This window comes from Desulfitobacterium sp. LBE (assembly GCF_007830365.1).
GTDB classification, from domain to species: Bacteria; Bacillota; Desulfitobacteriia; order Desulfitobacteriales; family Desulfitobacteriaceae; genus Desulfitobacterium; species Desulfitobacterium hafniense.
In genome coordinates this window covers 2,731,014-2,743,054 of sequence record NZ_VLKD01000001.1, presented here as the reverse complement: position 1 = coordinate 2,743,054, position 12,041 = coordinate 2,731,014, and the positions used below count along the sequence as shown (strand labels likewise).

10 protein-coding genes and 1 pseudogene are annotated in these 12,041 nt (G+C 47.6%); 6 read left to right on the top strand and 5 right to left on the bottom strand.

The window, feature by feature from the left end:
- Positions 1-72 precede the first annotated feature (72 nt).
- Positions 73-1,688, bottom strand: a pseudogene (locus DESLBE_RS13045) (FAD-dependent oxidoreductase).
- Between the two features lie 254 nt (positions 1,689-1,942).
- Between DESLBE_RS13045 and DESLBE_RS13040 the strand changes: the two are divergent.
- The 4 genes from DESLBE_RS13040 (at position 1,943) to DESLBE_RS13025 (ending at position 6,728) form a co-directional block, all read left to right on the top strand.
- Entirely contained in the window at positions 1,943-2,458 is a 516-nt protein-coding gene (locus DESLBE_RS13040) for a TetR/AcrR family transcriptional regulator (protein ID WP_011459303.1), read from the top strand.
- Between the two features lie 48 nt (positions 2,459-2,506).
- Positions 2,507-4,366, top strand: coding sequence for a helix-turn-helix transcriptional regulator (locus tag DESLBE_RS13035; protein ID WP_144677154.1), 1,860 nt, complete (start codon positions 2,507-2,509; stop codon positions 4,364-4,366).
- 250 nt (positions 4,367-4,616) lie between these two features.
- Positions 4,617-4,997, top strand: coding sequence for a hypothetical protein (locus DESLBE_RS13030; protein WP_072770775.1), 381 nt, complete (start codon positions 4,617-4,619; stop codon positions 4,995-4,997).
- A gap of 30 nt (positions 4,998-5,027) precedes the next feature.
- Positions 5,028-6,728 carry an FAD-dependent oxidoreductase gene (locus DESLBE_RS13025; protein WP_144677152.1) on the top strand — a complete coding sequence of 567 codons (1,701 nt, stop codon included), beginning with the start codon at positions 5,028-5,030 and terminating at the stop codon, positions 6,726-6,728.
- A 77-nt stretch (positions 6,729-6,805) separates the two neighbouring features.
- Here the strand turns inward: DESLBE_RS13025 and DESLBE_RS13020 are convergent, their stop codons facing one another.
- Complete coding sequence (locus DESLBE_RS13020; RefSeq protein ID WP_005808661.1) at positions 6,806-6,925, bottom strand: DUF4023 family protein; 120 nt, start codon at positions 6,923-6,925, stop codon at positions 6,806-6,808.
- A gap of 134 nt (positions 6,926-7,059) precedes the next feature.
- Between DESLBE_RS13020 and DESLBE_RS13015 the strand changes: the two genes are divergently transcribed.
- Positions 7,060-8,004 carry an MBL fold metallo-hydrolase gene (locus DESLBE_RS13015; protein ID WP_144677150.1) on the top strand — a complete coding sequence of 315 codons (945 nt, stop codon included), beginning with the start codon at positions 7,060-7,062 and terminating at the stop codon, positions 8,002-8,004.
- Between the two features lie 161 nt (positions 8,005-8,165).
- Here DESLBE_RS13015 and DESLBE_RS13010 read toward each other — a convergent pair whose 3' ends face one another.
- Genes DESLBE_RS13010 through DESLBE_RS13000 form a run of 3 tightly spaced genes read right to left on the bottom strand, consistent with a single transcriptional unit; the run spans position 8,166 to position 9,859 of the window.
- Positions 8,166-8,801 (bottom strand): GPP34 family phosphoprotein, encoded by a 636-nt coding sequence (locus tag DESLBE_RS13010; protein WP_144677148.1) that lies wholly within the window; start codon positions 8,799-8,801, stop codon positions 8,166-8,168.
- Complete coding sequence (locus DESLBE_RS13005) at positions 8,758-8,991, bottom strand: hypothetical protein (protein WP_015943033.1); 234 nt, start codon at positions 8,989-8,991, stop codon at positions 8,758-8,760. Before DESLBE_RS13005 ends, DESLBE_RS13010 begins: the two co-directional genes overlap by 44 nt.
- A 25-nt stretch (positions 8,992-9,016) precedes the next feature.
- Complete coding sequence (locus DESLBE_RS13000) at positions 9,017-9,859, bottom strand: SPFH domain-containing protein (RefSeq protein WP_011459306.1); 843 nt, start codon at positions 9,857-9,859, stop codon at positions 9,017-9,019.
- 153 nt (positions 9,860-10,012) lie between these two features.
- Between DESLBE_RS13000 and DESLBE_RS12995 the strand changes: the two genes are divergently transcribed.
- Positions 10,013-12,010, top strand: coding sequence for a cell wall-binding repeat-containing protein (locus DESLBE_RS12995; protein ID WP_011459307.1), 1,998 nt, complete (start codon positions 10,013-10,015; stop codon positions 12,008-12,010).
- Positions 12,011-12,041 lie beyond the last annotated feature (31 nt).

Genomic DNA, 12,041 nt, shown 5'->3' with positions numbered 1-12,041 from the left:
CCTCCTGCAGGGTAGACAATAGACTCTCCTTTGGGGTTTTGCCCTACTTTGCCATTACCGGTCTTAAAGAATTCAGATGGCAGCTTCAGCCGCGGCATTTTGTCCGGCAATCCTGCCAAAGACAAAGCAAGTGGCTACACTGGTGCCGCTCCCGCCGTATTGCTGGGCGATGACATTGGCGGCATTCCGCCCGGCCGAGTAGAGTCCGGTTATAGGTGCGCCGGTCTCAGCGGAGAGAACCTGGGCCTTGGTGTTGATCCGCAATCCGCCTACGGTGAACATACTGGTGGGAACGATTTCCAGAGCATAAAAGGGAGCGGTGGCAATCGGCTTGATGAATTTGCTTTGTTTATTAAGTAAAGGATCCTTGCCTTCAGCCGCTTTGGAATTATAGAATTGCACGGTATTTTCCAGGACACCTTCAGAAGTACTCAGTGCTTTAGCCAGCTCTTCGATACTATTGGCTTTAGTGACCTTGGCCTTTTCCAGGCTTTCTTTGGATTTCTCCGGCAAGGTATCGTACATTTGGGCATCGAAGAGGAGATAACTGGGAAGATGCTTCTGCGGTTGGTGATTCTGGAGCATATATTCTGCTATCCAGGAATGATAATGATCTTCGGCAACATAGCGGGAGCCGAATTGATTGACTATAATGCCCTGAGAAAGAGGTCCCCCCGCACAGCCTTCCTGAGTGGTGTAGGCATAGGCCGTACTGGTGGAGAAAGCCATATGCATGTTTTGCAAAGCTGCCCCATTTTGATCCCTGCACCGTTATCCCCGGCGGTTCCTAAAGCCAGCACCCCATTGAAGGCCGGGCAGTAGGTTCTCACCATATCTTCATTCTTAGCAAAGCCGCCGGCGGTGAGAACCACAGCTTTGCGAGCTTTGATGGAGAGGGTCTTATCCCCTTGTTTAGCCTTGATACCAAGAACCCGTTTTTGATCATGATCATAGATCAATTGCTCTCCCGCTGTTTCGTACATAATCTTAACCTGAGGCAGAGCTTCCACAGCACGCAGCAAAGGTTGAAAGAAACCGGATCCATCCCTTCCCCCCGGCCGGGTTTCGCTGTCTACCCAGCCTGTGCGGTGTACGGCTTTGCTCACGGCGGCATAATCCATATGGTACTCGTCTCCCGTGCAGGTTAAACCGGCGGTAGGATTGGGAGTATCGGGCCAGAGGGGATTGACACCGGGATTGAACTTTACGCCAATCTTTTCCGTAAGCCAGGTGTACATAGCCGGGCTTTGCTCAGCAAAGATACGGCACTGTTCCTCGTCGGCCCCCGTACCCAAGGCCGCTGTTAAATAGTTGTAAAAGTTCTCCGGGCTGTCTTCAAAGCCGGCCGCCTTCTGCAGAGCATTGCCGCCACCGATGGTGACCAGGCCTCCGCATATATTGGTGCTTCCGCCGGCCCCTTTAGCCAATTCAAGGATGATGACCTCAGAACCCGCATTCCCTGCCTCCCAGGCTGCCGCTCCTCCTGAACCCCCAAAGCCTACCACCACCACATCCGTTTCATGATCCCAAGCTATGCCCTCTGCCGGTGCCGGGGCAGGTGGGTTATTCTTGGCGGCATCGGTGGAACAACCGGCTAAGCCCATAGTTGCGATACCGGCGATACCAAAAGCCGCGCCCTTGATAAAATCTTTACGGGAGATTCCCTTTGAGTTATTTGAAGTCGTCATGAACCAACCACTCCTTATTTTTAGTCTTGAGATTTTATTCACTAATAACCTTTCCTTCCAGCGATCCTCTGGTTTGTAAAATTATAAGACTAATACTGATAATCAGAGTATATACAGTTGTCGAATAATCCCCCTTTTCATAAATAGAGTAATTTGTTATTATTATCACAGGTTCTTGGTATTACCTTAACATTCTGACTCCAGTCATTCAATATGTTGCCGGTTAAACGAGACAAAAAGGGGGTAAATGTCCTGTGCTGAAGAAGAGCTTTGCCCAAGATTGTCTGTATACTGCTATAATGAGGCTAATGAAGGAAAAAGATGTTAATGACATCACTGTGAAAGAATTAGTGCTGAAAGCTGGCGTATCCCGTTCAACTTTTTACCGCTATTACACACAGCCTATGGATGTCCTTCGGGATTACCTTCAACCTTTTAATGATAACAATGCCCACTTGGATGACGAAGAGGATAAAAAGGTTTATTTGCGTAGGTTTTATCAGTATTACACAAGCCATAGTGAACTTATTTATGCCCTGGTCCAGGCTAATAAGACGGAGTTTCTCAGAGAGACCATATACAGTCATATTCTCGAAGTCTTTACAGCCATGATGACCAATAAAGGGATATCGTCTTTTCTCCAAAAAGCCAGTGTGGGATTATGTGTGGAAATATTGATCGTCTGGATTATTAACGATAGGAAAGAAAAGATCGAAGAAATGACCGACACTGTACATAACATGGTTTCTGTGATTGAAAGAGTGTCCTAGGACTGTCCCCATGCCTCTCTGGAATAGGGTGATATAAGGAGGAAGGTTATGAAAGAGTTCACGAATGCGAATGGCGCCTGTCTGGGGTCGCCAGGATTGAATCAGGAGTGGCTGGAGAAGGCTCAATATGCCTTGAACTCAAGTAATTTAAAGAGCTGGACAGCTGGAATACGTTTTTCTCAAGTCCCGGATATGATCACCTCCCACCTTAAGTCCGCACTTTTAAATTCTTATTTGAACAGTATAACCCAGCGTCTGGGAGAAATGGATAGGGATCTACTTCATAAGGCCCATGTTATTTATTGTACCGACGATCGCGGGAATATTCGCGACCTGAGCCTCAGCCCGGATGTCAGTGAACGGGTGGATCAGCATTTGTGCCGATTTGTCATGGATCTTCTTGATCAAGGGAATGTATGGGAAGATGCAGTGAGATGGTATTGGAATAATTCTGTAATCTGGACATTGGAGGCTATGTCTCAGGAATTCGAGCAGAGAACACTATCCTGTATGTCGGAGCGGACCTGGTCAAAGGTCTATTCCAAAACTCTTTGCTATGCAAATGCCGAGCGGTTTAACAGCCTCTTTGATATTTATGCCAAAAATTTTGTGGATCTCTATCTGCAATCCCTGCAAAAAGAGTATCTGGGGCCTTCCCGGTATAGTTTGGTTTTCTATGAAGAATTTTTAGGGTTAAATGCACCGGCTGTGGGGGTGCAGAGTATCCTCCGGCCCAGAATGATTAAGGAAAAAACCTCATATCTAACCACCTTTAGTATGGCCGTGTACCATCAGCTGCGCAAAGCAGTGGCGGCACAGGAATTCACCCTCCATGACAACAGGATCTGGCTTAGTGCAAATCTGGAAACCCCCAGCGGCAGTTCCAGCGGCAGAGCGATTTTCAAAAGCGAAAATGATTTACTCATTAATTCTTGTCAAGAGCTGACAAAAGGGATGAATGACGAGACAGCTGATGTCATGGATTCGATCTGCCACCTCTGGCTCAAAAAATCCACATCTTCTCAAGAAAAGATCATGATTCATGCAGACGATATTCTCGATCTCCGGGGGTTGCTCAGACAAAAAAATGGTCATGGACAAAGGGGAGGGTATAAAGCTGAGTGGCGGGATCGTATTGCCGCCCACATGGATTTATTAAATCGACTCTGGATTAATCCCGATGGGATCAACTCCTTTACCTTAGAGGAAAAAGCCTTTATTATTTCTAAAAGTAAGAATTCACCGGAGGCGGGAAGCAAAGGAGATTACACATGGGAGGTGCGGCCGGGTAATCCTTTGCTTCGCGATTTGCAGAAGGGGAAGAGGCAAACCTCCATCCTTTCCAAGCGGGTTTTTGAACTTGATCCATACCGCCAGGCTTACGAAAAACGGGCAGCCCGCTATTTCTCCTGGCTATGGAGAAGCCGGCAATCCCGGGGGCATTATTTGGAACCGATCCGCATCCCGACCTTGCTTAACGCCATACATCTGGAATATCAAAGATCACGTTCAGCAAAAATAATCGAGCGATTTGAAAAAATGATGGATGCTCTCAAAGATAAGGAGATTATTGCCGGTTGGCAATATGATCGGATCTACAGGAATGGGCAGGATTGGTTGGATTTGAAATTGGTGGTGGAACCCCCTCAGGCTATAATCGATCAGTACGCCAAGATTAAATCAGGGACAAAGCCAATCAAACCGCCCAAATCGGCAGGAGTGTCTTTAAATAACCTTGGTGAGCAATTAAGGAAGGAACGCCTGAGAAGAAGATTGACCCAGATGCAGGCAGCGGAGGCCATTGGTATTGATCAAACCACGGTTTCCAAGCTGGAGTTGGGGCGAAGAAGTCCCGACTTCCAAACCGCTCGAAAAATTCAGCAATGGTTCACCACAGCATCTATCTGAATAAACTCTACCCTATGCAAATTTTACTCTACCCTATCCTTATCAAGACTCTACCCTATCCATACTGTAGAATGACCTCTCTTCCTCACATAGCAAGGGCTATGCTCCCTTAAACAGATTAAAGACAATGATGCTAAGCCTGTTTGCGCGTCTGCAGACAGGCTTAATATATAATGGTCATAGGCATAGAGCAAAGGAGGAAGTGGGCACTTTTGATGTGAAAGTGCACTCAAGAGGGAGGTGAGAGGATTTGGAAAAAGGTATAAAGTGGGCTAAACGAGTATTTTTACTGCTGGCACTTGCTTTGGTTGTGACTGTCAGCACAACGACGGAAACCAATGCTTTTGTCTCCATGAGTGAGGATCAGGTTACCTGCACGCCTTGCCATGAAGACGGACGTAAAGGGGATGGTAAGGGCGGCGAGATCCATCCCGATGGCGCAAGTGAGAATGAGGGAACAAAGGGAGAAGGTAAAACGGAAGAAAATCCTATTCTTACTCAATATCAGAGTACAATGACAGGCAATCTGACCATCGCCCCGGCAGCGGCTTGGGATGATCTTTGGTCTTGGGTTCAAGCTCAACCCCCGGCAAAAATCGAAAGCAAATATGATGAGGCATTTCAAAAATAAGCGTAATGGTAATGAGGGAGTGACTCTTTGATGAGCGATAGTTTAAATGTAAGCCGTCGTAAATTTATGATTGGCGGGTTAGCTACGGCAGTGGCAGCGGGGGCAGGTCTTTTAACAGGATGCAGCGCTCAGGCAGCTGCGCCCCAGACACCGTCTGCCTCAGAAAACTGGGATGCTGAAGCGGATGTTGTCGTAGTAGGATTTGGTTGTGCCGGCGGCGGAGCTGCTGTTTCCGCAGCAGAGGCCGGAGCCTCGGTATTGGTTTTGGAATCTTTACCTATTCCAGGAGGAACGACTCGGGTGTCTGGCGGCGCCTTATGGGTGCCTGCCAATCCTTTGCAGAAAAAAGAAGGAATCCCGGATTCCATTGAAGAAGGCCGTCAATATATTATGAAAGGCAACGACGGCCAGGTTGATGAAGAACTCATCGATGCCTACCTGGAAAATGGTCCCCAAATTGTTGAGTTTCTTATGAGCAAATTGAATATAGAATTCAAGTTTGGTTATCCTGATTATCACCCGGAATGGCCAGGAGGAAAGAGACTGGGGCGCAGTATCAGTCCGTCTTACAATGGCAAAGGTTCCGGGGAAGCCTTAATGGCTGCTCTTTATGATTACGCTCTTGCTAAAGGGGTAAAATTTGCCCTGAATACTCATGCCAAAAAGCTCATTAAGGATGATTCCGGTAAGATCACCGGTGTCATCGCCTACCAGGACAGCAAAGAAATCCGTGTTAAAGCCAATAAAGGAGTCGTTCTGGCTACAGGTGGTTTTGAATGGGATAAAAGCTTGCTCAAAACCTACCAAAGAGGTCCGGTGGATGCATCTGTGGTCTTTAATCCCGGCAGCGGCGGCGGAATCTATGGCTGCGGTGACGGCTTAAGAATGGCTATGGAGGCCGGCGCCGATCTGCGCAATATGAACGAATCCTGGGGGTTAATGGTTTATTTGCTCCCCGGCTGGGAGGACGAAGTGGCCAACTATCGTCAAAACGCCAAAGACTACAAGAAGAGCACCTGGAAAACGATTATTGGCGATTGGTTCCTCTGGAGAGGGAAACCCGGCACCATCGTTGTTAATAAAGAGGGCAAGCGTTTTATGAACGAAGCCTGCGACTATGATACTTCCGCTTATCCTTTCTATGAAAGAGATACTTTTGGCGAGAACCGTTGGCGGAACTTACCGGCCTTTGTCATCGCCGACTCGGTTCAATGGGGCAAGTACGGTATCGCCGGTGCTAAAGGAGATAATGTTCCTGATTATATCACCAAGGCAGATACTTTGGCAGAACTGGCTCAAAAACTGGGTATCGATGCCCAAGGTTTGGAAGCTACTGTAGCTGAATTCAATAAATACGCTTCCCAGACTCCTCCCACAGATCCCCATTTCCATCGTGGCGAAAGCTATTTCGACCGGCTTGCCTCCGGTGACTACGCTATGGCCCAGGCAGATCCCGAGAATCCCGCCTGCACCCTGGCCCCCTTGACCAAAGGTCCTTACTATGGCATCCAGATTCATTCGGGCAATTGCGGAACTTGTGGCGGAGCACGGATTAATGCTAAAGCACAGGTTATCGATGTCCATGGCAATGTCATTCCCGGTCTCTATGCTGCCGGCAATGCGGCAGGATTAGGCGGCCCCGGAATCACCTATCATGGCCCCGGAAATCCTGTGGCCGGTGGAGTTATCTTCGGATACCTGGCCGGACTGGATGCCGCCCAAAAGGCTTAAAAATATCTTTATCATAGTAAGGAAGTATAAAGGGAGCACATCATGGCGATGTGCTCCCTTTTCATGGAATCAAGAACTCATTTATTGGTGCTATGCTGTTTATTAGGCAACTTGTGGCCAGGATTGCCTTTTCCCTGATGCTTTTGGTTTTCTTCTGCCTTCTTCTTGTCCTCGTTAAATTTATCTGCGAAGTTCATGATCACCCTCCTCGGTGTTTAATTAATGATTAGTTTATCTAAGAGATAGTCTTATATTCCTCCTGGCTAGATATTTGTTACAACGTTAAACCTATTGTATAATTCCCTTAGTAAAGTTTTTGAGGTAGAGCATAATGGAAACATCAAAGACTGGCATTAGCCGCAGGAAATTCATTACCTTGGGAATTGCAGCAGTAGGAGGGTTAGCTTTGGCCTCCCATGTAGGATATAACAATGATACCGACAATACCGAAAAAATGAAGAAGCCAACCCAGATTCCCACGCCGGCCAAGTGGAAGAATGAAGAGCTGACAGTGGCTTGGCTAGGCCATGCCGGCTTTTTAATAAACTTTTATGGCACAAAAATTCTCATCGATCCAGCTTTTTACGAAAGGATCGGTTTGACTCCTTTAGGCAATTATACTATCGGTATGAAGCGCTATGTGGCCTGCCCCTTAACGGCAGAACAGGCAGGCAAGGTAGATCTGGTCATTTGCTCCCATGCCCACACAGATCATTTTGACTACCCCAGCCTTAGGAGCATGCAATCACCGGATACTGCAGTTGTTACAGCCAAGGGAACCCGCTCCCTTTGGGAGGGGCTGAATTATAAAACTATCGATGAGATGCATTGGGGTGACGAAAAAGAATATCCGGGGGGACTTAAGGTCAAAGCCATAGAGGGGGAGCATTGGGGAGCACGCCTTCCTTGGAACAAGGAGATGGAAGCTAACTCCATCCTTCTTTCCAAAAATGGTGTCAATCTTTTCATAGGTGCCGATACGGGCTATACGGAAAAATTCCAGCAACAATTGCGGGAAGTGGAGATTGAGTTGGCAATCATGGGTATTGCCGCCTATTCGCCTAAATCCTTCGAAGCCCGTCATGCCACTCCGGAGCAAGCCATTCAGATGGCCGAGGAAATGGGAGCGAAAAAAATTCTGCCCATGCACTGGGGGACCTTTAAACTTTCCCAGGAGCCCATGGAGGAACCCATTCAGCGTTTTAATCAGGCCATGGCGGGGAAAATGGAGAAGATCGCCCTGCAGGAAATTGGGGCAACTTGGGTGCAAAGTTAATAAGCAAATAAGCCAGGGGGCGTTCATGTGTGGTGAACGCCCCCTGACTTATTTGCTGAGGAAAACCGATTTCAACTCGATTATTGATTGCTCATAGGGAGGTGTGAATCAAGGGACCTGTCCCCATGATTCCCCATGATTCATCCATGATTTCATCGGACTTAGTAGAAGGCAGGATTGGTGGAGGTAGACTGAACGGCTTTTTTCACGGCATTAGCCAGGATATCATCTTTAGTAATGTCTTTAGCGCTTTTTTTGGCCTCTTTCCGCTCTCCCTTATCCACCAGGTAGGGGAGAATTCCACTGGCGTAGAGCAAGCCGATGAGCTTAGCCGTTTTGCGGTCCGGGTTTTCCCCCCGCAAAAGCACCCGGTGGATCCGATCCAATATATCTTTCCTTGCCCGTTCATCCCGAACAGGATAACGGGTGGAAGTAAAGAAGAGAAAGCCCTGCTGCTCTTCCTCCCGCAAGAGAGCCTTATCCGCCATCTCCTCCAGAAGACTTTTTCGTAAGCCCTTGAGGGTGCTGCGAAGCTTGGCAACCCAATGTTCGGGGGGACGATGTCGTTCGCTGGAATCCATCTGATGAAGGGCGAGTTCCAGACGCTGGTTATTAAGGGGTCTGGCATCGAGGACTTCCACAGTCTTGTTACTCACCCGGATCCGCTGGAGATGCTCTAACTCCATAAGGATGGCACCGGTAAGACAGTAATCGATGAAGGTGCTGGCCGTAAAAGAGAAGTTACCCTTTTCTTCATTCAGAGAAATGAGAAGAACTTCTTCCATGAGGGTTAACATCTATATAATCTCCTCCTTCACCAGGTGTTTCCCCGCCCTTATTAAGGCGTCCCGACTTGCGGGTAGCTTCTCGAAGCAGGAACTCAATATGAGAGTTGACGCTTCGAAACTCATCGGCTGCCCATTTTTCCAGAGCCGTATATAGTTTGGGATCTAACCTTAAAGCGAATTGTTTCTTGGACATACTCATCAACACCTGTCAGGATTATTCTAAATTAGTAGAGGGTACCTGTATTAATGACAGGCTGAGCGGAGCGGTCAGAGACGATGGCCACCAGCAGATTATTGATCATGGCGGCTTTGCGCTCCTCATCAAGCTGGACGACATTATTCGTTTCCAGGCGTTCCACAGCCATCTGGACCATACCCATGGCACCTTCAACGATAATTTGACGGGCATCCAGAATGGCATTGGCCTGTTGACGCTGGAGCATGGCACCGGCGATTTCAGTCGAATAAGCTAAATGGGTCAGGCGGGCTTCCATAACTTCTACCCCAGCCACTTTGAGGCGTTCCTGAAGTTCCAGAGAGAGTTCTCTGGCCACTTCTTCGGAATGACCCCGCAAAGAATAGCCGTCCTTTTCGAAGTTGTCATAGGGGTAACGGCTGGTCACATGACGGAGAGCAGTTTCGCTTTGGATCTCTACGAATTGCTCGTATCTATCCACGTCAAAGATTGCTTTGGCGGTATCCACAACACGGAAGACGATCACGGCGGCGATTTCGATAGGGTTTCCTTCTACATCATTGACCTTTAAAGTCTTGCTGTTGAAATTGCGGACCCGTAAGGAAACAGATTTACGTGTGGAAAGGGGAATGGTGAGCCAAAGACCAGGTTCACGTATGGTCCCGATATAGCTGCCGAAAAAGGTAATCACATAGGATTTATTGGGCTGGATGACAACGATACCGCTGGACAGAACCACTCCTATGAGGATAAGGGCGATTCCCAGGGTAAACTGTGTTTGAATGAGCAGGGCTGTGCCGCCGATGAGCGAAGCCAAAACGACAACCACAGCAAGATAACCATTGAGTACCCAGGCTTTTTTTTCTTTCATAATGGATAGCCTCCCTTTAAGAGTAAAATTGGATTGATATTAATGCGATAGTATTATGATATCACTGTTATAGAAAAATGTAAACAGTTTCAGGAATGAGAATAAAAAATACTTAAAACTATCGTGAAATTAGTACAGATAGTCGGGCATAGGATGCAGATATATGAAAAGGCAGTAAAAGGCTTGGGCGATCCCAGGCTGAGCTATAAATCTCTGTCAAAGGTGCTCATTAGGGAATTTAAGACAGAATGTAAGCAAATAAGTCTGAGCACAGAATACCCTCTTCGACAGGCTTCACTTCTTCACTATGAGATAATATTCGGGATGCATACTGAAGGAGTGGGGTCCATGAAGAAGAGCAAAAAAATTGCTGCTGCAGTTATCCTTTCCTATTGTATCTCGATGAATACTCCAGTCATTGCCTCGCCAGATCCTCAGGCAGGAGATTTTCCTGAATTGACGGCAAATCTTCAAATAAATCAATACAGGCTCTATGGGGAGACTCGATATGAGACAGCCAAGATCATCTCTGAGTATTATCGTGAACAAATAATCCTGGCCAATAGCCCTGAAAACAGCTCCGATGATCCTCCGGGAAGTTCTCCGGAAAAAGTAAAAAATGTGGTGATCGCCACTGGAAACGGTTATGCCGATGCCTTATCGGCCAGTGTGCTGGCCCATGAAATGAAGGCCCCGATAATTTTAGTGGATACTAAAGTCGAGACCTCTCAGGATGCTTTCGACTATGTTGCACAGAACCTAGACCCCCAAGGAACTATATATATCATAGGCGGAGAAGGTACTATCGCCAGTGAGTTTGAGAGAGAATTCATCGATCTTGGATTTTCTAAGGTAGTTCGAATTGCCGGTGAGGATAGATATGACACCTCTTATCAAATCGCCGCCGCTCTCAAGGAAATTACTTACTCTACAGTAGTCATATCTTCCGGGGAACAGTATGCCGATGCCTTAAGCATCTCCAGCTTTGCGGCCAATCAAGGCTGGCCCATTTTATTATCTCCTCCGGTTGGGCTGTCTCCTGAGCTCAGGGAATTCCTTCTGAAAGAGAGACCGGAAAAGATCTATATCACAGGGGGAACAGGGGCCATTTCCGACCATATTATCTCTGAGATTCATCAACTACTGCCGCAGGTCCATGTGGAGCGGTTAACAGGGTTATCCCGTTTTGATACTAACATGGTTATAGCGAAGACCTTTGCTCCCAATCCGCCGGCTTTATACCTTACCACAGGCTATAATTTTGCGGATGCCTTATCGGGCAGTGTGGTAGCCGCTCAAAAGGGAGCTCCCATTGTCTTTATCGATCCTTCAACCCCTACCCTGCCCAAAGCCGCAGCTCAGTACCTGGAAACCCTCTCTCTACACGAGATCAAGCCGGACCTTGTTACTTTTGGAGGCGAAGGTGCAGTACCTGATGAGATCTTAAAAAGCGCCGCAAGCTTGCTCTCAGGGTCGGTGAGAGCCCTGGACATTCACGCAATACCTGAGATTGAAGCCACAGTGGCACAAGGAAAAGAATATTTCTTACCGGCAACGGTTCCAGCACATCTTTATAATAGCGATATAGTGAGTTTACCCGTCCGATGGGATGAGCTCATCATCAATACTCAGACTATGGGAGTAAAGGTACTGGAAGGAAGGGTAGAGGGATATGAAAAGCCCGTCAAATTGAATCTTAAAGTGAGTGAACCCCTGCCCCTGGCCGAATTTTCCACCCGCTTTAACGTCAATGAAGTGAACCGTACGGAAAATATTCGTTTGGCTGCCGAAGCCATCGATGGTGCCCGCTTAGCACCGGGTGAAATCTTCTCCTTCAACGAGACAGTGGGGGAGAGGACCATGGCAGCAGGGTATAAGGAAGCTGTGGTTATTGAAGGGAATCGTTTCATACCAGGTATTGGCGGGGGCATATGCCAGGTTTCATCCACCCTCTTCAATGCCGCCAATCAGGCCCACTTAGAAATCGTGGAAAGGCATCATCATTCCCTGCCGGTTGGTTATGTGCCTCCAGGGCAAGATGCCACCGTATTCTATGCGGTACTGGATTTTAAATTCAAAAACACTACCAAGGAACCCCTTGTCCTGCGGACATGGGTAGAGGGAGGCACCTTGACCATAAAGATTTATTGAAATAAAGAGGGTAAAAAGAGGAGACAGGTAC

What these genes read in the sequence shown, in the direction of transcription:
- DESLBE_RS13035 (WP_144677154.1), top strand. Translation starts at nt 2,507, where the DNA reads ATGAAAGAGTTCACGAATGCGAATGGCGCCTGTCTGGGGTCGCCAGGA.
- DESLBE_RS13025 (WP_144677152.1), top strand. Translation starts at nt 5,028, where the DNA reads ATGAGCGATAGTTTAAATGTAAGCCGTCGTAAATTTATGATTGGCGGG.
- DESLBE_RS13020 (WP_005808661.1), bottom strand. Translation starts at nt 6,925, where the DNA reads ATGAACTTCGCAGATAAATTTAACGAGGACAAGAAGAAGGCAGAAGAA.
- DESLBE_RS13015 (WP_144677150.1), top strand. Translation starts at nt 7,060, where the DNA reads ATGGAAACATCAAAGACTGGCATTAGCCGCAGGAAATTCATTACCTTG.
- DESLBE_RS13010 (WP_144677148.1), bottom strand. Translation starts at nt 8,801, where the DNA reads ATGTTAACCCTCATGGAAGAAGTTCTTCTCATTTCTCTGAATGAAGAA.
- DESLBE_RS13005 (WP_015943033.1), bottom strand. Translation starts at nt 8,991, where the DNA reads ATGAGTATGTCCAAGAAACAATTCGCTTTAAGGTTAGATCCCAAACTA.
- DESLBE_RS13000 (WP_011459306.1), bottom strand. Translation starts at nt 9,859, where the DNA reads ATGAAAGAAAAAAAAGCCTGGGTACTCAATGGTTATCTTGCTGTGGTT.
- DESLBE_RS12995 (WP_011459307.1), top strand. Translation starts at nt 10,013, where the DNA reads ATGCAGATATATGAAAAGGCAGTAAAAGGCTTGGGCGATCCCAGGCTG.